This window comes from Lysinibacillus sp. NPDC097195 (assembly GCF_044762075.1).
Classification (GTDB): domain Bacteria; phylum Bacillota; class Bacilli; order Bacillales_A; family Planococcaceae; genus Lysinibacillus.
This window is the reverse complement of the sequence record NZ_JBIWDP010000003.1, coordinates 192,335-215,114: the sequence shown is the minus strand read 5'-3', so window position 1 is coordinate 215,114 and position 22,780 is coordinate 192,335. Positions and strand designations below refer to the sequence as shown.

Here is a 22,780-nt window from a genome sequence, read left to right as displayed (position 1 = left end):
AAAGCGCTACGATGAAAGACACAACAAGCTCCCCGTAGCGATCAACCATGGCAAAGTAAAATAAGTGTTAGATTGATGGAAGCAGTCAATCTAACACTTTTTCTCTTATAAAGGATAAAACCCCGTAATGGTAGGATGAATTCATACAAATCAAGGATAGATTTACATAACGCTAAAAAATACCTATTTTTAACGTGATACATGCAAAGATTGGATATAAAAGCTTGCTTGTGACCTTACAATATTAGTGTTACGCTAAAGGCAACATGGGGAAATGAATAAGGGGTGTTGAAATATGAAAAAGAAATTATTTATTACACGTAAATTCCCTGCTCAATTTGTTGAGCCTTTAGAGGAATATTATCATATCGAACAATGGGAAGAAGAAGAAACAGTTATACCGCGAGACAAACTTTTAGCTGCTGTAGCAAATTGCGAAGTATTGTGGGTAACGATTGCAGATCAAGTCGATGAGGAATTACTTCAACACGCCCCCAATTTAAAATTAGTAACAAATTTAGCAGTTGGCTTTAATAATATTGATGTGCCTGCACTGCGCAAACGAGGCATAATGGCGACTAATACGCCAGGTGTTTTAACAAACACGACTGCTGATTTAGTATTCGGCCTATTACTAGCAACTGCACGTAGAATACCAGAAAGCGAGCGCTATTTACGAGAGGGCAAGTGGGAAAGCTGGTATCCAATGCAGCTAGTTGGTAAGGATGTATCTGGTTCGACGCTAGGAATTATCGGTATGGGACGAATAGGGCAGGCTGTTGCAAGACGAGCGAAGGGCTTTGATATGAATGTCTTGTATCATAACCGTAGACGTCGCCATGAAGCAGAAGAAATGTATGGTTTTCGTTACGCGTCCCTAGAAGACCTTTTAACAAAAGCTGATTTTGTTGTCATTATGACACCTTATAATAGCGATACTGTTGGTTTAATAGGCGCAAAGGAGCTTGCTTTAATGCAGGAAGATGCTGTATTAATTAACGCATCGCGTGGAGGAATTATTGATGAAGATGCTCTTTATGAAGCATTGAAGAATGGCAAGCTCTGGGCTGCTGGGTTAGACGTTTTTGAACAGGAACCAGTTGCATTAGATCATCCATTGCTAACCTTGCCTAATGTTGTTGCGTTACCGCATGTTGGTAGTGCATCGTTAAAAACAAGAACTGCTATGCTCATGCTTAATGTCAATGCACTTATCGCTTTTGGGCAGGGCAAGCCGATATCCAATAGAATTGACTAAAACGGGATATAGATTGTAGGGTTGCTTAAAGCAAGCAACCCTAACAAGAAATCAACTACGTTTTCAATAGCGAATCAAGCATATCAGAACGAGTTTCGTTATTTATTGAACATATCAAATAATCCACCAATACCGCCTTCACCTGATGAATGTCCACCACCGCCTTGCGAAATTGGAGCAGCTGCAAAGACACGACTTGCTAATCGGCTAAATGGTAATGATTGAACCCAAACCGTACCAGGACCGCGTAAAGTTGCGAAGAAGATACCTTCACCACCAAATAGTGCAGTTTTTACGCCGCCAACCATTTCAATATTGTAATCAACATCAGATGTCATTGCCACTAAACACCCAGTATCAACACGTAATACTTCACCAGGTTGTAACGTTTTTTGATGAATTGCCCCGCCTGCGTGTACGAAGGCCATACCATCGCCCTCAAGCTTTTGCATAATGAAGCCTTCACCACCAAAGAAGCCTACGCCTATTTTTTTCTGAAATTCGATCCCAACAGAAACCCCTTTAGCAGCTGCTAAAAAAGCATCCTTTTGACAAATAATTTTGCCCTTATGTTGACTTAAATCCATTGGAATAATCTTACCTGGATAAGGCGATGCAAAATAGACATGGCGCTTGCCAGTTCCAACGTTTGTAAAGGTTGTCATGAATAAGCTTTCACCTGTCACTAGTCGTTTACCAGCACCAAGTAATTTCCCCATAAAACCGCTTTGTGAACTACCTCTTGAGCCATCACCAAAAATTGTTTCCATGTGGATAGCATCATCCATCATCATTAAAGCACCAGCTTCTGCTACGACCGTCTCTTGTGGATCAAGTTCAACTTGCACATACTGCATGTCATCTCCAAATAATTTGTAGTCGATTTCATGGTTATTCATCGTGTAATTCCTCCAATTTCGTGTAATGTTAATGTATACGATTTTACGTCACATTAGTTTCATTACATAATTATTAATTTTAGAAAAAAAGGGATTAAGATAGAAAATGTCGAATATAAAAAACTAGAATGTGTATTATTTATCTTTGTAGTCAGTCGCTTTTCGAAGTGCTGAATTAATGCACTTTAGTATGACTGATAACATGATAAAGCCTTTGGCAATGTCACCGATTGTACTTGTAGCCTAGCTCAATAAGGAAAATCGGATTTTTGGCATTTCACAATGCATAGAAGCGATGTAGTGCGCAAAAAAGCGCAAGCGACGTATTCAAAGCCAAGGCATCATAGACATAACAGGGGGTGTTTGTAATGGAAATTAAAAACTATATCGGCGGTAAGTGGGTTACACATTCGCATTTACAACGTATAGCAGTAACGAACCCTGCAAATGGAGAGCACTTAGCAACAATACCACTCTCAACTGCAAACGAAGTATTGGAAGCGGTTACTGTAGCGAAGGCAACACAAAAAGATTGGGCACTTGTGCCAGCACCAAAGCGTGCAGATTATTTATATGCCATCGGTCAAAAGATGAAGGAAAAGAAAGAGTATTTGGCGACCGTTTTAACAAAAGAAATGGGCAAAGTGATTGAAGAAGCAAGAGGCGAGGTACAGGAAGGCATCGATATGGCGTATTATATGGCAGGAGAAGGACGACGCTTGTTTGGGGAAACAACGCCGTCAGAGCTTGCTAATAAATTCGCTATGAGCGTGCGTTCACCAATAGGGGTAGTTGGCCTTATAACGCCGTGGAACTTCCCTGTTGCTATTGCGACGTGGAAGTCTTTCCCTGCTATTGTCGCAGGCAATACGTTCATATGGAAACCATCCAATGAAACACCAATGATGGCCTATGAAATGGGAAAAATTTTTGAAGAGGTAGGCCTGCCAGATGGGGTAGCCAATATTGTTTTTGGCACGGGGCCGACAGTAGGAACAGCATTAATAGAGCATCCAGATGTAAAGGTGATTTCATTTACCGGCTCTACTTCAACAGGTAGTAAGGTAGCTGAACTTGGCGGCAAACATTTAAAGAAAATTTCGCTAGAGATGGGCGGCAAAAATGCAGTCATTGTTATGGATGATGCGGATTTACAGCTCGCAACAGAAGCGATATTATGGAGTGCATTTGGTACTGCAGGTCAACGCTGTACAGCATGTAGTCGTGTCATTGTGCATAAAGATGTAAGAGAGGAATTAGAAAATCGTCTGCTAGAAGCAATGCAATTTTTAACAATAGGAGACGGTTTAGATGAAAGTGTCAAAATCGGTCCGGTGATTAATAAAGCAGCGTTGGAAAAAATTAATCATTATGTACAGATTGGCAAACAGGAAGGTGCAACATTATTAGCAGGAGGCAAAATTTTAAATGAGGCACCTTACGATAAAGGCTTTTACTATGCGCCAACATTATTTACGAATGTAAAGCCTCATATGATTATTGCACAGGAGGAAATTTTTGGTCCTGTCGTCTCTTTAATTGAAGTTGCATCCTTAGATGAAGCAATTGAAGTCAATAACGGTGTGAAATTTGGCTTATCAAGCTCTATCTTCTCACAAAACGTTAATACAATTTTCCGCGCGCAACGCGATTTAGATACTGGTATTGTTTATATCAATGCAGGTACAACAGGTGCAGAAATCCATTTGCCATTTGGTGGCACAAAGGGGACAGGAAATGGCCATCGAGATTCCGGTGTTGCAGCACTGGATGTTTACACGGAATGGAAGAGCATTTACGTTGACTACAGCGGGAAATTACAAAGAGCACAAATCGATACAAAATAACAGATCAATGAAAGGGGATGTTCTTGATGAAAGTTGTTGTATTAGGTGCAGGATTGATGGGGAAAGAAGTAGCTCGTGATTTAATAAAAAATAACAATGTTGAACGTGTCATTTTAGGGGATATCGATGTAAAGACAGCTCAAAACTTTGTAGATACATTAAACACAGATAAAGTTGAAGTTGTGGAGCTTCATGCAGAAAACGATGACTCCTTAACATCAGTTATTGCAAAAGGTAATGTTGTAGTTAATGCACTGTTTTATTCGTTTAATGAGCGAGTTGCAAGGGCCGCAATCGAAGCTGGTGTGCATTCAGTCGATTTAGGCGGACATATCGGTGGTGTCACTGACAAAATTTTGGCATTACATGAAGAAGCACAAGCAAAAGGTGTAACTATTATTCCTGACCTGGGGGTAGCTCCAGGGATGGTCAATATATTAGCAGGCTATGGCGCAACGAAATTAGATGAAGTTGCATCGATTAAACTGTATGTAGGTGGTATTCCAACAGAACCGAAGCCACCACTTCACTATACACGTGTCTTTTCTTTAGAAGGTGTGTTTGACCACTATACCCAACCATCTAAAATGATTCAAAAAGGTAAACTAGAAGAAGTGCCGTCGTTATCTGGCATTGAGCCTATCTATTTCGATGGATTTGGTGTGCTTGAGGCATTCTATACATCGGGTGGTATATCCACTCTTTATAAAACATTCCCGAATGTCCACACATTAGAATATAAAACAATTCGTTATAAAGGGCATGCTGAGAAATTTAAATTGTTGGCCGATTTAGGGTTTTTAGATGCTAGTAATAGTGTAGAAGTAGAAAATCAAGAAGTGCCTGTAAGAGCAGTTGTCAGAGAAGCACTGAAGAAAAAACTAGAACTTGGCACAAAACCTGATGCGGTCCTTTTACGGGTAATTGTTGCAGGTGAAAAAGCACAACAGCAGGTCACATATGAATACGAATTGGTAGTACGCAAAGATATGACAAATAATGAAACAGCGATGGCGCGTGCAACAGCGAATACCATTTCTGTCGTGGCCCAAATGATTGGCGAGGGCACGATTACAAAACGTGGTGTCTTTGCTCCAGAAACGATTGTGCCAGGTGAGACATATATTAAGGAAATGGCGCAACGTGGTGTTGTCATTAAAGAAACATCTCATAAGTCAGCAATGATTGTGAAATGGTAGGTGAAGGGCATTGAATTTCGAATTTACAACTGAGCAGGAAATGCTACGGAAAACCGTACGCCAGTTTGTTGACGATGAGATCATGCCACATATTGCAAAGTGGGATGCTGAAGGAAGCTTTGATGCAAGCATTTGGTCAAGGCTTGCTGAACTTGGCTTAATGGGTGTTTGTGTTCCTGAAAAGTACGGTGGTAGTGGCATGGATTATAATGCACTTGCCATTGTTTGTGAGGAACTGGAGCGTGGGGATACAGCTTTTCGAACAGCTGTATCCGTCCATATCGGGTTAAATAGTATGACACTTATGCAATGGGGCACGGAGGCGCAGAAACAGCAATACCTTGTGCCACAGGCGAAAGGTGTTCGTATAGGTGCTTTTGGGCTGACTGAGCCTGGAGCAGGTTCGGATGTAGCAGCCATGTCAACAACGGCAGTACGAGATGGTGATTATTATGTGTTAAATGGGCAAAAAACATGGATTTCCTTATGCGATATCGCGGATCATTTTATTGTTTTTGCCTATACTGATAAAGCTAAAAAGCATCATGGTATTAGTGCTTTTATTGTGGAACGCTCGATGGCGGGCTTTACCTCTAAGGCGATTAAAGGAAAGTACGGTATTCGTGCTGGTAATACGGGCGAGCTATTTTTTGAGGATGTTCGTATTCCTGTTGAAAATCGTTTAGGTGAAGAGGGGGAGGGCTTCAAAATTGCTATGTCTGCACTGGATAACGGTCGTTTTACAGTGGCAGCAGGCGCAGTTGGCCTTATTCAAGCTTGTCTTGAAGCTAGTGTGAAATATTGTCATGAGCGTGAGACATTTGGTAAGCCTATCGGTGAACACCAACTTGTTGGTCAAATGCTAGCGAAGATGGAAGCGGGCTATCAAATGAGTCGCTTGCTCGTTTATCGAGTTGGCGAGTTGAAAAATAACGGTATTCGAAATACAAGGGAAACGTCATTAGCAAAATGGCAAGCGTGCGATTTTGCCAATAAAGCAGCAGATGACGCATTACAAATTCATGGTGCGTACGGTTATTCAGATGAATACCCTGTTGCACGCTACCTACGAAACTCGAAAGCACCAGTTATTTATGAAGGAACACGTGAAATTCACACCATTATGCAAGCCGATTATGTACTAGGTCGACGCAAAGATAAACCACTAGCTAAAATGCTACCAAAGTGGCCATTTGAAGAGTAAACAAAGCCATTAATGTAAGGTTACTCAAGTCGAAAGGCATCTGGAAAATCCATTCCAGATGCCTTTCGTCATGTTTGAGTGCCAGGCACTCAAACAATTTTGAATATTTATTTCACGTATTGCGTTTATTTTTATGAAATTTTTTCTTGAAATGTAACTTTATAACCTTAAAATAGTCTAACTATAAAACAAGTATATGAAGGGGTGGAAAATAATGAGAGGTAAATGGTTAGCTATCATGATTATTGTTGTTTTAGCTGTCTTGCCTGGGATATTCACAGTAATGATTTCCCCGACGGCACATGCTAAAGCGGCAAGTACCATTATGTCAACGCAAAGTTGGACGGTATCTTTTTCTCAAACATTAAAGGCAAAAAATATAACGGATGAATATGTCTATGTTACTGATAAAGAGGGGCAAAAGGTGACAGCAACGATTACATTAGGGGATGATAAAAAATCGCTTGTTGTTAATAAACTTTCCCCGGGAAGTTATCAAATACATGTGAAAAAAGGAGCTTTTGCTTCTAGTTCACTTAAAACAAAAACTCATGAAGTTGCATTTACGGTGATTGATAAACTAGAGACGGTCAAATCCGATAAAGAGTTGCAACAATATTTTGAAGCACTTGTGGCAAATGGTAATGTAGAGCGGGAAGTGAGCGTTCTTGAAGATAGTTCTTCAAGTAGTAAAGATAGCGCTTCTTTAGCTGATAATGCTTCTACAACAAACAACCAAGTAGAAGGTGTAGAGGAAGGCGATATAGTTGTTGTCAAAGATGGCTTTATTTACGCTATTAAAGATCAAGTTATAACGGTTGTTGATGCAAATAATCCAAAAAGCTTAAAACTGGCAACAACAATTAAACAAAAGGAATCTCAATATATTACGAAGTTAGCGCTATACGATAATGTGTTAATTGCTATCGGAGAAGAATATATTGAAAAAGCAAACACAAGCATGTCGACAGCCATGTTTTACGATATTACTAATCCATTAAAACCACAATTGATCCGGGAAGTTGCTCAAGAAGGTTATTTACAGGATATCCGTATCACCAAAGATACGCTGTATTTAATTGGCACTATGCATCCGAATTATTGGATACTGCAAGAGGAAGGGACGTCGGATTTAAAACCAAAAATGTATGATAGTGCTGTCAGCAAGGCATACACAAGCTTGCCTGTTGATAAAATTTCGATTTTACCAAATACAATGGACGGCACCTATAGTTTAATTACGGCAGTAGATTTAAAAAATGGCGTCAAAACGGTTGCTAAGACAAAAGGCTACTTAGGTGGTAGTAGTGGCCTCTATATGTCAGAGGATGCGCTTTATTTAACGACACCAATTTATGAAGGGAATCAAGTTGTGCCAACAGGAGGCATGATGGATAGAATCTGGATGCCTGTATCCAGTAATACACAAGTGTTTAAATGGGACGTAGATGGAACGGCCTTGAATTTTGTCGGCACAAGTGAAGTCAAAGGTTCGGTGTTAAACCAATATTCTATGGATGAATACGAGGGGAATTTCCGCATTGTTACGACCGAGGGCAATATGTGGGACGAAAAAAATATTTCTCGCAATCATCTATTTATTTTAGATAAAAATTTAAAGGAAATTGGTGCAGTGAAAAATTTAGCCCCAGGGGAAAAGGTGTATTCTGCTCGTTTTATGGGGGAGAAAGCTTATGTCGTAACATTTAAACAAGTTGACCCACTATTTGTAATCGATGTAGCAAACCCGAAAAAACCGCAGGTGCTAGGGGAACTAAAAATACCAGGGTATAGTAACTATTTACATCCGTTAGATGATACGCATCTAATCGGCATTGGTTATGATACCGAAGAACGCTTTGATAACTTTACGAAAAGTAAGTTCACCGTAACGACGAATATGAAATTGTCGCTATTTGATGTAACAGATTTCAACAATCCAAAAGAGCAATCTACGGTGAAAATAGGCGGAAAAGGTTCTTATTCGGACGTACAATACAAACCAAAAGCATTATTCCGCAATAAAGACTATCATTACTACGGCTTCCCGGTTGTGCTATATGAAGCAGCAAGTAACGATGAAGTCGTATACCAAGGTCAAGGCGCACAAATATACGAAATTACAGCAGAGAACGGTATTATATTAAAAGGTAATATTATAGATAAAAACACGAGTGAGCCGTATGAAAATTGGGAGCATATTGTCCAACGTGTAGTGTATGTAGGGGATGCTTTATACACAATTGCACGCAATGAGGTGAAAAGTTACCAACTGAACGATTTTAAAGCGCTTGATACATTAATTATTAAATAAGCAATGAGAGAAGGAAATCGCCGATAGAAGTAGATAAATCGCTGATAAGACGGGGGAAATCGCCGATAGAAGTTCGCGAATCGCCGATAGGACAGGAGAAATCGCTGGTAAAGCCCCATAAATCGCCGATAAACCGAGGGGATTTAATAAAAGAAAGTGTTAGATTGATTGCAGTCAATCTAACACTTTTTCTATTTTCCTATTGGCGATATGGAAGGATTTCAGATACTGTTACAAATTCATAGCCTTCGCTCTGTAAGTAGGCAAGAACTGCATCAAGACCATCAGCAGTGGATTGATGGATATCATGCATTAAAACAATGGCATTGTTGTGTAAATTATTTTTAATATATGTTAATACTAATTGTGAATTGCGATGTTTCCAGTCCAATGTATCGATGCTCCATAGTACAACGGGAACAGGTATTTGCGCATCGATGTCATCATTCGTAGCGCCATATGGAGGTCTAAAAACTGTTGCACCTTGGTTTAGTGCTAGTTCAATTTCATTGGCAGTAGACGTATATTCTTTTAAAACTTGCTCCATTGGCATTTTAGTCAATACTGGATGGTTCCATGTATGATTGCCGATTTCATGACCACGCGCCAGCACATCTCTTGCGATATCAGGATAGTGCTTAACACGACTGCCAAGCATAAAGAATGTAGCTTTAGCATGGTATTTATCAAGCGTATTTAAAATTTGTTCTGTTACTTTTGGATGTGGACCGTCGTCAAACGTTAACGCTATCCGTTTAACATTTGAATCTCCTGGGGTCGCAGGTTTCGTTGGTTCCATCTGCTCCATAGCAATCTGAAACTCTGAGGCTAGCAATGGGTTAATCAGTGATAGAGAAAGCTTCACGATTGGCGCACCTGCTGAGCTATTCGCTACTTCGTTTTCATCAAAGTAAAAAAGGATGGAATCATCGATAATAGCAAAGCGCTTAAAGTTTTCCCACTTTGGCTCAGTTACTTTAAGCAACTCAGTTTCATTCAGCTGATCTTTTAACTGAACGTTTTGCTGTAAGTCTTTGCGAACATATGCAGCTAAAGTTGCCAGGTTATTAGTATCGTTCTGTAATAACGTCTGTATTTTAATCTGCTCACCTGTCTCGGCGTTAAAGAAAAATGTTGTTGTTGAGACAATATGTTTTGCTCCACCTAAATACAGCATTTTTGTCAGGACAAAAGAATAATAGTGTTCGTGATAGGGGAAGGTTTCTAAATTTATCGTAAGCTCGCCCGATGCCTCTTTATTCTTATTTTTTTGCATTGCTAACAGATAGTTTTCTTTAGCATCCGTAATATATTGTTGTACGGCATCGTCAAAAACTTTATGCTCTGTTTGTGGATAGTGTAAGGCAAAAGGTGTGCGTTTGTCTTTAGAAACATCAGATACAATACGTATGCCCGGAAACGCAGAGTTTTCTGTGGATATTTTACTTGTAGTTTCACCAGCTGTGTCTTTCGAGGCACTAATTTTTTGGAACTTAAAATCGTCCTTAGACAGTATAATGACAAGGATAATGGATATTAATGTAACAATAAGCCCGATTAATAGAAAATCAATTAATGGGCCGCGTCTTTTTCTGCGTTCCTGTACCAATGTGGATATGCTCCTTTCTATAATTATTCTTCTATAAAATCAGACGTGCAAGACACTGGAAAAGTTATAGAAATCTATGAAGTTTTTTTGAATTAAATAGAAATATAATAAAAATATAGTATATGTAACAGTATTTCGTAATCGCCGAGAAAAGAACGTAAAAAAACTTGTTTGAGCAAACCCTATTTTACAAAATAAAGCTCACTAAAAATCGAATAAAAATGGATTTTAATCTGAAGGCATTGTATCATGTAGCGACAGATACAATTATTCCAAAATATAATTGATAATATCGAAGATTTTTGGTTGAGTTTTTATTTGCAGTTCGTTACTATATGCAAGGAACCTTTTGAAGGAGGTAGATAACTGGAATGCAATCACATGAAGTGGATAATGAACTTACTATTGACTGCTTGCTACTTGCAGGACGAATTATGATTGAAAGTGGTGCAGAAACATATCGTGTGGAAGATACGATGTTGCGTATGGCACAATCTCAAAATATGCTAGATGCGCAATGTTATGCTACACCTACAGGGATCATTTTTTCGTTAGGCAAGACACAGCCGACGAGAATCACTTCGATTTCCAGTAGGGTCACAGATTTGCAAAAAATATCCTTGGTAAATTCAGTATCTAGAAGACTCACATCTCACATAATATCATTAGAAGACGCTTATGACGAGCTAAAGTCGATACAAAAAACAAATTATTTTTTACCAATTTATATACAAGTATTTGCAGCAGCACTTGCAAGTGGCTGTTTTTTGATTATGTTTAAAGGCGGTTGGTCAGATTTCCCTGCAGCATTTATAGCAGGAGGACTTGGATTTCTCACACTCGTTTTAATGAATCATTTAACAAAAGTGAAATTTTTCTCAGAGTTCACGGCTTCGTTAATTATTGGTAGCATTGCTTTTTTTGCAGTGAAATTTAACTATGGCACAGAAATTGATAAAATCATCATTAGCTCTGTGATGCCATTAGTGCCAGGTATTTTAATTACCAATGCGGTAAGGGATTTAATGGCAGGTCATTTTATGTCAGGGATGGCAAAGGGAGCGGAGGCGTTTTTAACTGCCTTTGCTATCGGCTCGGCAATTGCCGTCATCCTATCGTTTTAGGAGGCGGGAAAAATGGATATCATCATACAATTAATCGTAAGCTTTTTTTCAACTGCAGGAATTGCAATTATTTTTAATGTACCTAGAAAAACCTTATTTCACTGTGGTTTTGTAGGTGTCATTGGCTGGATAATTTATTATTTGTTAACTGAGCGTGGTATGGACGTAGTAGATGCATCGTTTTTTAGCTCATTTATCATAGCGATTGTTGCACATTTATATGCACGACGCTTTAAAATGCCGATGATTATCTTTATTGTAGCAGGCATCATTCCACTTGTGCCAGGGGGAATGGCTTACAATGCAATGCGTAATGTAGTCGAGGATGATTATTTACAAGGCCTACAGTATGGGCTAAAGGCATTTTTAATTACTGGTGCCATTGTGATGGGATTAGTGTTTGCAGAGGTATTAATGCAGTTTGTGTTTCGAGCTGTACGTTTGAGCAAAGCTAAACTACACAAGTCCTACAAGAAATAAAGCGCACTATTAAAAAGAGCTGATCCGTAAGTTGGAATACTTAGGAACAGCTCTTTTTATTATTTTACAAGTAATGCCTCGATTTCTTCTGGTGTCACGGGCTTGCTAATATAGAAACCTTGCATAGCATCACAGCCATAAGTAACTAACAGGTCAGCTTGGTCGGCTGTTTCCACTCCTTCAGCTACTACTTTTAACTCCATAGACTTGCCTAGTTGCACCATACCGTGCATAAGCTTCTGTGTTTTTTCGGACTTTAATAATGAACTAGTAAAGGTTTTATCAATTTTTAATGTCTCAATCGGTAAAATTTGCATATAGCGGAATGAACCATAACCAGTACCGAAATCATCTAATACAAAAGCGACGCCCTCATTTTCAAGTTTGCGCATTTGTTGTGTAATAAAGGTTGCAGCTTCTGCTTCCAATGCAAATTTTTCAGTAATTTCTATTTGAATAAGGTTTGCTGGACAATTCGTTTTGGCTAACGTATCAAGGACTGATTTGGCCATGTTTTTATCACGGAATTCACGGACAGACGAGTTAATGGCCACTTTTAAATTGTGCCCTGCCTTCTTCCATATCAGTGCTTGCTCACAAGCCTTTTCTAGCATAAATGACCCGATATTGTTGATAAGCCCTGTCTCTTCTGCAATTGGAATAAGCTCATCTGGTGACACTACGCCAATTTCTTCATCTTCCCAACGTACAAGCGCTTCGACAGCTGTAATTTTCCCTGAGTTTAAGTCAACTTGTGGCTGATAAAGGACTTTTAGGTTTTTCTGATCAAGTGCTTGCAATAGACGTTTTTCAATTAAAGCTTTACGATTCAAAGCTTTATGTGTCGCTTTTGAAAGCGAGACAACTTTATCTCCACCAGCTTCACGTACGTTAGTAATCGTCGCGATGGATGCCTTCATAAGTTGAGAGAAGGTTGCTTGGTCCTCAGGGTAGCGTGTAATACCGCCGCTAATTGAAATAGGTACGGCAATATTGCTGCTATAAATTGGATGTTGTTGTAAATAGGACAAGAATCCTTGGATAAACCATTCACTTAATGGTGTAATGACAACAAAATCGTTTTCATTAATACGTGCCATTGTACTATCTTGGAAGTACATTTTAATACGGTTTGTAAATTCAATAATAAGACTTTGGTTAAGTTGTTGATCATGTAATTCTTTTAAAGTGTAAAATTTATCGATACTTAAATAGACGAAGGAGAAGTGTTTTTCCTCTTCAATCATTTTAGAAATAACTTTTTCTAGGCGATGTGCATTCATTAAGCCTGTTTCTGTATCGATATAAGCAATTTTTTCAAGCTGATGTTGAATCGTTTTAGATTTTGTAATATCTTTTTCAATTAAAATAAATTGTTGTTCATTTGCCTCTAAATTAAAAGTTGGAATAGCAGTTAGCAGTACCCAATAGGACTGTCCTGTTTTCGTCACTTTTTCGATTTCACCTTGCCACGTATGACCATTATTTAAATTGCGCCAAATGGTATTTGTAATCTTCTCGCTCGCTTCATTTTCGGGGAATAATTGCCAAAATGTTTTGCCGATTACGCGTTTTGGTGTCCATTGGCTAATTTTTAAAAACTCTGCATTACATTCTAATATAAATCCATCACGATCGAGTGTGACAGTCATAAAAGTGGAGTCTAGACCTTGCTTTAAGTCAGCGTAAGTACTGCTGTTTGAAACTGAATTAATCATTAACTCTGGTAACATAAACATAATGAGAATCAGGTGTTCACCTTGTTCAAAGAATGGTTTGGCCAGCAATGCTGACGATATTTCATCATTCGACTGTGTGTACACTTGAATATTGTCTATATATGTACTTTCTTCATTTTGTAAAATCGATTGAAACGTCTCAATTGAAAGATTTCTTAGTAGATTTTCATGTATGGATGGAGTAGTATTTCCTGTAATGTCATTGACTGAAAAGCCAAAAAGTTCTTCAGCGTGTTTTCCTGAAATTTTTGCTTGTCCATTTTGTTTAATAACAATTGCAGGAAAAGGAAGTGAATTTATATAATGTTCATCTATCGTAAATGATTTATGCTTAAGACTCATGATTATTCGATCTCCTTGGGTAATCTATATATACTAATATTATAGAGAATTATCGGGAATTAGTCATTATGAATATAATTGTAAATATTTGATAATCGTAAAAAATAGGACTTTTCTAGTGAACTAAATGAAAAGACTTGAAGAAAAATAACAATTTTTAGTACGTATATAGGAAGCGGGAATTGAATGGAACGTTTAAAAGGTATACTTTTTATTATCACTGGAGCAATGTTGTGGGGAGCGACAGGCCCTTTAATGGAATGGTTACTTAATCATACAGCATTGACAGTTTCCTTTATGCTGACAATTCGCTTGTCAGTTGCAGGTATTTTCTTACTTACATATTTGTTGTTAACGGGTAAAGATATCATTAGTATTTGGCAACAAAAGTTTTGGAGTAGACAGCTCATTACCTTTGGTATTATAGGCATGCTCGGTGTGCAATACGCTTTTGTCGGAGCTATAAATGAAAGTAATGCTGTATTAGCGACGTTACTTCAATTTTTAGCGCCAATATTTGTAGTTGCCTATGTCTCTCTTAGTTTAAAGAAATGGCCACCTAAATATCAAGTATTAGGTATTATGGGTACGTTAATAGGATTATTCTTGTTACTAACGAACGCTTCATTTGACTCTTTGTTAGTTAGTAATAAAGCCTTACTGTGGGGATTAGCGGTTGGATTGACATTTGCCTTTTATACGCTATATCCAGCCCGTCTTATGAAAGAATGGAATGTGCTCCTCGTAGTAGGCTGGGGGATGCTAATCGGTGGTGTAACATTAGGTATAATAAGCCGTGTTTGGCAATCGACTCAATGGACGGTCTTTGTAGATTTGAAAATTACAGCATTAATGTTGGCATTAATCATAACAGGTACAGTTGCCTTCATTTTATTTTTAAGTAGCATGAAGTATATTACTGCTGTAGAGACAAGTATCTTATCTAGTATTGAACCATTAACAGCGATGGTAATTTCAGTCATAGTATTTGGTACATCGCTCGGTTTGTGGCAATTAGTGGGAGTTTTCGTTATGCTTGTATGTGTAACGTGGCTATCTATTGCCGGTGAAAAAGCATAAAAATATTATTTGTGTAGGCGATATTAACTAGACATCGTATGCATGATAATTCTTCTCAAACAAGGGGGAGAGAATGTGAAAACAATTTTTTCGTATGTAAAACCTTATAAATGGACTGCCATTTTTGCATTATGTTTAATGTTTATTGAATTATTTGTCGAGCTTGTTCAGCCACTTATTATGGCCAAAATTATTGACGAGGGTGTGCGTGCTCAAAACCATCATATGATTGTACAATGGGGAGCGGTTTTACTTGGTTTATCATTTGTGGCCTTCCTAGCAGGCATCGTCAATTCTTATTTTTCATCACACACTGCGCAAAGTTTTGCTTTTGATTTGCGCAATGCTTTATTTGAAAAGATTCAATCTTTTACATTGGCAACCTATCAAAAGTTTTCCACGGCTTCACTGATTACAAGGCTGACGAATGACGTAACGCAAGTACAAACAGTGTTGTTTATGAGTCTTCGCATTATGCTACGTGCGCCACTTGCTGTAATTGGGAGCATCATTATGGCTTTTGTTGTTAATGCAAAGCTAGCGTTATTTTTAGTCATTGGTGCACCAATTATTTTGGTATTCCTTATTTTTATGGTTGCAAAAGGTGTATCTTATTTTGGCAAGGTACAAAAGCGCGTAGACCGGTTAAATCGTGTGCTCCAAGAAAATTTGCAAGCAATGCGTTTAGTTAAGGCATATTTACGTGGAGCATATGAGGCTTCACGCTTTGATCAAGTAGCTTCACGTTTAAAGGTAGATACGGTTAAAGCGTTGCGCACGATGGAATACATTATGCCTGTATTATTGCTCGTCATGAATATGAGTTTATTAGCCGTTCTTTGGTTTGGTACAAAGCAAGTTGCTACAGGCACAACACCACTTGGTGATATTGTGGCGATTGTCAATTATGCAATGCGTATGACAGGGTCGTTTTCAATGTTTGCTTTTATTATTATTTTTTATGCACGTGCGAAAGCATCAGCAGAACGTATGACAGAGGTACTTGCTGTTGACAATGAAGTAGAAATTACATCGCTATCTAAAGAACAAGATGGGGCCAGCGAATTGAACTTAGGGGAGCTGGCATTTAAAAATGTAAGCTTCCGCTATCCTGGTACAGAAACAGCTGTATTATCTAATGTAAGCTTCCAAGTGAAATCGGGTGAAAAATTAGCCATTATGGGCGCTACAGGTGCTGGTAAATCGACATTACTACAGCTTATTCCACGTTTTTATGACGTGATAGAAGGCCATATTTTTGTAGAAGGAAAAGATGTTCAGCAATGGGATTTGCAAGAGCTGCGTGACATTATAGGATATGTACCTCAGCAATCATTATTATTTACAGGAAGTATTGCAGATAACGTTCGGTGGGGAGATACAGCAGCCGACATGGACGAGGTACTGCATGCCACGATGCAAGCACAGATTCATGCATCTGTTGAAGATTTCCCAAGCGGTTATGAGACGCGTGTTGGGCAAAAGGGTGTTAATTTATCGGGTGGTCAAAAACAAAGATTATCGATTGCACGGGCATTATTAAGAAAAGGGCATATTTTAATGCTTGATGATAGTACAAGTGCGCTCGATGTTAAAACAGAGCAAGCGCTATGGGACGCGCTTAGTGAGGAAAGGGCAACGATGCTCGTTGTTACGCAAAAAATTCGTACTGCTAAAGGTGCAGATCATATATTGTTAATTGATGCAGGGGAAGTAGTCGGCTATGGGTCACATGAAGAGCTTCTGGAAACCTCTGAACTGTATAAAAAAATCGCAATCTCCCAACAGGAGGTGGAATAATGGGATTTTTCCAAAAGCCTTTTGGTTATGAGCCGATTTTATCGAAGGATGATGTCAAGCAGGTCGTAAAGAAAAAGAAAGGGCCACGTGCAGCTGATTGGCAAAGCACACTTTGGCGATTATGGAAGATTGTCGATGAACAACGTATGTTGTTAATAGTGGTCCTGTTACTTGTGATGGCTAGTTCCATTTTAGCGCTGCTAGGTCCATATTTAATCGGCAAAATCATTGATATATATGTCATGCATGGGGAGTTAAACGGATTAGGCAGTAAAGTAATATTGCTCATTGGAATTTATGTTCTTTTAGCAGTCGCATTATTTCTACAAAATTACTGGATGATTGGCATTGCCCAGCAGACGATTTTCCGACTGCGTACAAGTGTTTTTGCACATTTTCAAAAGCTTCCTATAGCATATTTTGATAGACGCCAACATGGTGAATTAATGAGTCGTATGACGAATGATATTGAAGCGGTTAGCTCGACTTTAAATAGTTCTTTTATCCAAGTATTCTCGAGTGTTTTAACGCTCGGTGGCACGGTTATTATTATGCTGAGCTTGAGTCCGTTGCTAACAGTGTTAACTATGACTATAATCCCACTAATGTTTTGGGCGATGCGCTGGATTACCCGTCGAACAGCGCCACTGTTTAAGCAGCAGCAAGCAGCAATTGGAGCGCTTAATGGCATGATCGAAGAGACAATTTCCGGGCAGCGCATTGTTAAAGCCTTTTCACAAGAAGAGCGTGTAAAGGCAGAATTTCGTGACAAAAGTTTGCGTTTGAAGAATACAGGCTTTTAGGCACAGACATACTCGGGTTATATACCAAAGGTCATGAACTTTTTAAATAATATGAGTTTCACGATTGTTGCAGGGATTGGCGGTGTACTGGCATTATACGGCCATGTGTCCATTGGGGTTATTGTTATATTTACAGAATATGCTCGGCAGTTTACACGTCCATTAAATGATTTGGCAAACCAGTTTAATACGGTATTATCTGCAATTGCAGGAGCTGAACGGGTATTTGCACTACTTGATGAACAGCCCGAAGAGGAAGTTTCTACTGCGAAAAACCATACGTTATTAGGACAGGTAACATTCCAACATGTGTTTTTTAAGTATGATACTGCGCAAGAATCCTACACATTAAAGGATATTAATTTTACGGTTGAGCCAGGGCAAACTGTTGCATTAGTTGGTGCAACAGGTGCAGGAAAAACAACAATTTTACAGTTAATCGCTAGGTTTTATGAAGTTACTAAAGGTGAAGTATTATTTGATGGAGTTAATGTAAAACATATTGAACGGGAGGCACTTCGTTCGCAAATGGCCTTTGTATTACAGGATCCATTTTTGTTTGAAACAACGGTCAGAGAAAATATACGATATGGTCGTTTGGATGCTAGTGATGAAGAAATTGTGGAAGCAGCACAGCTTGCCAATGCCCATGATTTTATAATGAAACTAAAGGATGGTTATGACACGATTTTGACGGCAGACGGTCGTGAAATTTCGCAAGGACAAAAGCAATTACTGTCCATTGCGCGTGCCCTTATTGCAAATCCAAAAATATTATTGCTCGATGAAGCAACAAGTAGTATTGACACCGTAACAGAATTAGCCATCCAAGAGGCACTTGATCGGCTTATGCAAGGTCGCACAAGCTTTGTCATTGCCCATCGATTAAATACCGTACACAATGCGGATGTCATACTTGTTATGCAAAAGGGTGAGCTAGTAGAAGCTGGATTACAGCATGAGTTAATCGAGTCAGGAGGCATTTACGCCCAAATGCTAAACTCGTCATCCCACCATTTAGAAGAGTAAGGTATAGTAAGTTGACGAATTGCCGACATGACGTAGGAAATCGCTGATAGAAGCCTGCGAACCGCCGATAAAACGGTGGAAATCGCTGATAGAGGTATGCGAATCGCCGATAAAACAGGTGAAAGCACTGCCGAAGCGGACCTCAACAACCACAGCAGAAAAGTGTTAGATTGATTTCAGTCAATCTAACACTTTTTTTACACAAATCGTATTGCAATAGTATAATAAAATATTAAGATGGAGAAATTTTGATAATGTAATTAATTTGTATAAATGTTATAATAATTACAATAAATGTATATTATAGTTGTGGCAAAATGGACTTGAAACTAATGAATTATAACTAATGAATACTAGTAAAATTCCTTTACTTTTCAGGAAGGCAGTAGTATAAATCCGTCTTTTTTTCCTGTATTGGAAGCAATATTACTGATTATTAGAGACGGGTATGATAATTTGTTGCCAGTTCATTTTCTTTCTTGCTACAATAGGGCAATAGTCTGGTATAAGAACGGAGTAAACGATGAACATTTCAGTAATTACAGTGTCCTTCCCGTTGGATGGGGAAACATTGAATGAATTAAAAATATTATGCGAAGAAGCAACTTTACAAGATTATCGTGTATATGAAACGATTATGAATATACCATTAGCAGGCTCATTTGAATCAAAAGGATTTATGGTGCTAGCCTATGAAGATGACAGTGATGAATTAGTCGGAGCTGCTAGTGCAATTGATTTAATGGGTCTACATACGTATGAGTGGTCGTTAGTCGTTACACCACTATTTCGTAATAAAGGAGTTGGCACAGCTTTAGTAAACGTCTTACAAGCTGGACTAGTAGATAGAGGCGCAGAAGGTCAATTAGCAGTAGTCATCGACGGCTCTCCTTATGGTCATACATTTATCGAAAAATTTGGCTACTCTTATAGTTTTTCAGAAGCAACGCTAGAAACAAAAGCAGAGCGAGTTGAATTACGCAGTGATATCCAGATAGCACCATTTGCAGGAGAACAGTCCGAACTAATTGCTATTTATAGTGAAGCATTTGGTGATTTGCCATCCGAATCTGAGGAGCTTATTGCCTTTAATACGTCAACGACTGGACGGAGACTATGGGTAGCACATAAAGACGGTCAAGTTGTAGGAACGGTGACAACCGCTGAGGAAAATGAAATTCAATGGGTAACAGCGCTTGCCGTGCACCCTCAATATCAAGGGCAAGGCATCGGTACTGCTTTATTGTCCTTTTCAAAAGATTATGCAAGTAAACAAAATGCTAAATTTGTTATGCTCGATGTTGAAATTGAAAATAGAAAAGCACTGTCTGTTTATGAGAAAGCTGGCTTTATGAAAGCACAGCAACTAGACTATTATGTAAAAAATTAATGAAAGGTGAGGGGTGAGCAATGAGCTCGCGCCTCACTTTTTTATTGTCAGATGTTAAGTCGCTGTTAAAATCTCCTTTTTTATCATAAATGTGTACTATGTCCATATAGTATTAATAAGCCAGTAGAAAGGAGTCGTACTTATGCGTATGCCTGCATTGCCGAAGAAAAAGTCTGCTCCGAGGGAAGCACCTCGCTCATGGTGGAAGGTTGTAAAAGCGTATTTATCCAAAGGGAAGTTTTACCGCGTGCCGCCAAGAAATAAATAATGTCGGTCAATATGATTGAGCAAGGGTATAGGAATAGCATGCTAGGAAACGATCCTACTATGCTATTTTTATTTTTGCTATTAATTTTCTAAAAGAAATGTCTTTTGTGTTGGACCAATTAAATAAAGTTCATGCATGGCACGAGTTAAAGCGACATAAAGTAGCTTTCTATCAATTTTTGTATCAAAGAAAGGTGTATCAAAGGCAGCAACGATGACAGCATCAAACTCCAAGCCTTTTGCTAAATGGCTTGGTACAACAAGTAATACTTGCTGATTAATAGAGTCATCCTCTGTAAGAAGTTGACAAGGGATTGCGTCATGCGTTAAAGCTTGCTGCATTGATTTGGCTTCTGCTGTCGTTTTACAAATTAGCGCAATTGACTGATGCCCATTAGCTTTAATGCGCGCAAAAATTTCCTGAATTTGCTTTGAATTAAAGGAATCGGCCTGAATGAAAGCTGGCGCGTCTCCATGTCGAACAACAGGTTCAACTAATGGTAGTTGCTCTTCCATTTGCATTAAAATTTTATTAGCGACTTCCATTATTTCAATAGTTGTTCGGTAACTTTTTTGTAAAGTTCTGAAGCTAGCACGAGGAAATAAATTTTGCACAGGCTCCCACGCTGTTAGTGAACGATAGCTATGAATGCCTTGTGCCAAATCGCCAACCATCGTAAACATATCAGTTTCTAGACCTGCTTTTAGCGCAGCTAGTTGGAATAAACTGTAGTCCTGTACTTCATCGATAAAGACGACGCGCATTTTCCATTCATCTGCTATTCCTTTAAGTCGGGCTTGTAAATAATAGAGCGCGGCCAAATCCTCTAACATCCATTGTTCTTTTGCATGAGCTTGTAAAAACTGTTGTTGCTCTATATAGTGCCATTCTGGGGCGACTTCTGCTAATAGCTCAGCATTTGTTAGCAGCGAGCGATAGAGCGTTTTCACATTGTATTTTGAAAAGCGGCGCATATAAACGGTTACGGTCGATTTTGCTTCCTTTTCAATTGCAGGTATACGCTCATCGCGTTCATCGATAAATTTCGTGACAAGGTGTCTACGTTTTTCGGCATTCCGAATACCATTAAGCGCTTTGCCTAGTGCTTCATCATATTTGGCGTGCAGCATACTTAAAACGGCTTGTTTCTTTTGTCGAACATGACTAGTAAGCACTTTTTTAATATGTGCGAGTCGTTTTTCAATCGGCATATAGGAAAATTCGTATAAGAATAATTTTTTTAGATGAGAGGCACGCATAATGCGGTATTTCTCAATAAAAACATCCTCGAATTGTTCAGCAATTTGCAGTTCGATTTTTTGAATATAACGTTCAATCATATCTCGATAATAGAGGGAACCCTTCACCTCAGAAATCCAAGCAGTGGGCTGATCAGCGCCGCCTATTACTAAAGATTCCAATTGCTCGTTTGGATTGCGTAATTTTAATTTTAGTTTTGTCGCGGCAAGGACGTAATCTGTAAACGTTGTTTGGCATATTTTATCAACGCCAAGCTCCGGTAGGACATCACCGATATAATCAATAAATAGCTTATTTGGTGCTAAAATCATGAGCTGCTCAGGATTAAAATGTTCGCCCATCGTATACAAAAAGTAAGAGATACGGTGTAAAGCAATGGTCGTTTTACCACTACCTGCGGCCCCTTGAACAATAATGGGCTGGCGAAGGTGTGCCCGAATAATATCATTTTGTTCTTTTTGAATGGTAGAGACGATTTCTGTTAAGCGCACATCGGCTTTGCCTGCTAATGCCTCTTGCAGTAATTCATCATTTGTCGTTAAATCAATATCTCGAATATCGAGAAGTTCACCTTGTTCAATTTTATATTGGCGCTTGGCGAATAGATGGCCTTTGTGAGTTTCTCCACGCACATCATATTCCATATCACCAAGACGCCCATCATAATAGACGTTTGCTACAGGCGAACGCCAATCGACAATAATTGGTTCATGTGTTTCACGGTGAAACAAAGAGGTTTTCCCGATATATAAAAATTCTTCAGGATCACCCGTCTTTTGAAAATGAATGCGAGCAAAATAGGGCTTTTTTTGGACTGCCTCTAAACCTTCCTTTTGAGTGCGAGCCATTTCAAAAAAGCGAGCGTTTGTTAAAATATTCAAATAACTTAAGCTGGAATCTAAATAATCAAGATCGGCCATGGACTTGCGAATATTTTCTTGTGCTGATTGCAGATCTCGTTGCGATTCATTTAATATTTGTTGCATATAATTTTTAGTATAGGCTAGTCTCTGTTGTTCAGCTTGAAAATCCGGGTGTTGTGTAGTCATATTTAGCACCTCCTAAGTACTTACAATTTTAAGTAGATTCTCATACTACTATACAAAATTTTCCCTATCAAGTGTAAACGTCATTT

General features: G+C 38.7%; 15 protein-coding genes and 1 pseudogene. 12 read left to right on the top strand and 4 right to left on the bottom strand.

What is annotated here, in order from left to right; translation table 11 throughout:
• Positions 1-295: 295 nt before the first annotated feature.
• A complete protein-coding gene (locus ACIQXI_RS16270) occupies positions 296-1,258 on the top strand; it encodes a 2-hydroxyacid dehydrogenase (protein ID WP_402926958.1) in 963 nt (320 codons plus the stop codon).
• 98 nt (positions 1,259-1,356) lie between these two features.
• Here the strand turns inward: ACIQXI_RS16270 and ACIQXI_RS16265 are convergent, their stop codons facing one another.
• Positions 1,357-2,157 (bottom strand): TIGR00266 family protein, encoded by an 801-nt coding sequence (locus ACIQXI_RS16265; RefSeq protein ID WP_402926956.1) that lies wholly within the window; start codon positions 2,155-2,157, stop codon positions 1,357-1,359.
• A gap of 368 nt (positions 2,158-2,525) precedes the next feature.
• On the opposite strand from ACIQXI_RS16265, the gene ACIQXI_RS16260 reads away from it, so the two are divergent.
• From ACIQXI_RS16260 to ACIQXI_RS16245, 4 genes are all read left to right on the top strand, one after another.
• Positions 2,526-4,004, top strand: coding sequence for an aldehyde dehydrogenase family protein (locus tag ACIQXI_RS16260; protein WP_402926953.1), 1,479 nt, complete (start codon positions 2,526-2,528; stop codon positions 4,002-4,004).
• 26 nt (positions 4,005-4,030) lie between these two features.
• Positions 4,031-5,203, top strand: a complete 1,173-nt coding sequence (locus ACIQXI_RS16255; protein ID WP_402926951.1) for a saccharopine dehydrogenase family protein — start codon at positions 4,031-4,033, stop codon at positions 5,201-5,203.
• Between the two features lie 10 nt (positions 5,204-5,213).
• On the top strand, positions 5,214-6,407 hold the full coding sequence (locus tag ACIQXI_RS16250; RefSeq protein WP_402926948.1) for an acyl-CoA dehydrogenase family protein: 1,194 nt from the start codon (positions 5,214-5,216) through the stop codon (positions 6,405-6,407).
• A 214-nt stretch (positions 6,408-6,621) separates the two neighbouring features.
• Positions 6,622-8,721: a beta-propeller domain-containing protein gene (locus tag ACIQXI_RS16245; protein WP_402926946.1), complete on the top strand. Its 2,100-nt coding sequence runs from the start codon at positions 6,622-6,624 to the stop codon at positions 8,719-8,721.
• A 199-nt stretch (positions 8,722-8,920) separates the two neighbouring features.
• On the opposite strand, the gene ACIQXI_RS16240 is transcribed toward ACIQXI_RS16245, so the two are convergent.
• On the bottom strand, positions 8,921-10,330 hold the full coding sequence (locus ACIQXI_RS16240; RefSeq protein ID WP_402926944.1) for a polysaccharide deacetylase family protein: 1,410 nt from the start codon (positions 10,328-10,330) through the stop codon (positions 8,921-8,923).
• 371 nt (positions 10,331-10,701) lie between these two features.
• On the opposite strand from ACIQXI_RS16240, the gene ACIQXI_RS16235 reads away from it, so the two are divergent.
• Complete coding sequence (locus ACIQXI_RS16235) at positions 10,702-11,454, top strand: threonine/serine exporter family protein (RefSeq protein WP_402926941.1); 753 nt, start codon at positions 10,702-10,704, stop codon at positions 11,452-11,454.
• A gap of 12 nt (positions 11,455-11,466) precedes the next feature.
• On the top strand, positions 11,467-11,934 hold the full coding sequence (locus ACIQXI_RS16230; RefSeq protein ID WP_402926938.1) for a threonine/serine exporter family protein: 468 nt from the start codon (positions 11,467-11,469) through the stop codon (positions 11,932-11,934).
• Positions 11,935-11,993: 59 nt separating this feature from the next.
• Here the strand turns inward: ACIQXI_RS16230 and ACIQXI_RS16225 are convergent, their stop codons facing one another.
• Complete coding sequence (locus ACIQXI_RS16225) at positions 11,994-14,015, bottom strand: EAL domain-containing protein (protein ID WP_402926936.1); 2,022 nt, start codon at positions 14,013-14,015, stop codon at positions 11,994-11,996.
• A 186-nt stretch (positions 14,016-14,201) separates the two neighbouring features.
• Here ACIQXI_RS16225 and ACIQXI_RS16220 point away from each other — a divergent pair, with 186 nt between their 5' ends.
• The 5 genes and pseudogenes from ACIQXI_RS16220 (at position 14,202) to ACIQXI_RS16200 (ending at position 20,385) form a co-directional block, all read left to right on the top strand.
• The gene (locus tag ACIQXI_RS16220; RefSeq protein ID WP_402926933.1) at positions 14,202-15,095 is read left to right on the top strand and encodes a DMT family transporter; all 894 of its coding nucleotides are present in this window, start codon (positions 14,202-14,204) and stop codon (positions 15,093-15,095) included.
• Positions 15,096-15,170: 75 nt separating this feature from the next.
• The gene (locus ACIQXI_RS16215; protein ID WP_402926930.1) at positions 15,171-16,895 is read left to right on the top strand and encodes an ABC transporter ATP-binding protein; all 1,725 of its coding nucleotides are present in this window, start codon (positions 15,171-15,173) and stop codon (positions 16,893-16,895) included.
• A pseudogene (locus ACIQXI_RS16210) lies at positions 16,895-18,727 on the top strand (ABC transporter ATP-binding protein). Before ACIQXI_RS16215 ends, ACIQXI_RS16210 begins: the two are co-directional and overlap by 1 nt.
• A 523-nt stretch (positions 18,728-19,250) precedes the next feature.
• Positions 19,251-20,117: a GNAT family N-acetyltransferase gene (locus tag ACIQXI_RS16205; RefSeq protein WP_402926929.1), complete on the top strand. Its 867-nt coding sequence runs from the start codon at positions 19,251-19,253 to the stop codon at positions 20,115-20,117.
• Positions 20,118-20,259: 142 nt separating this feature from the next.
• Entirely contained in the window at positions 20,260-20,385 is a 126-nt protein-coding gene (locus tag ACIQXI_RS16200) for a hypothetical protein (protein WP_402926926.1), read from the top strand.
• An 80-nt stretch (positions 20,386-20,465) separates the two neighbouring features.
• Here ACIQXI_RS16200 and helD read toward each other — a convergent pair whose 3' ends face one another.
• Positions 20,466-22,694: an RNA polymerase recycling motor HelD gene (gene helD, locus ACIQXI_RS16195; protein ID WP_402926924.1), complete on the bottom strand. Its 2,229-nt coding sequence runs from the start codon at positions 22,692-22,694 to the stop codon at positions 20,466-20,468.
• Positions 22,695-22,780 lie beyond the last annotated feature (86 nt).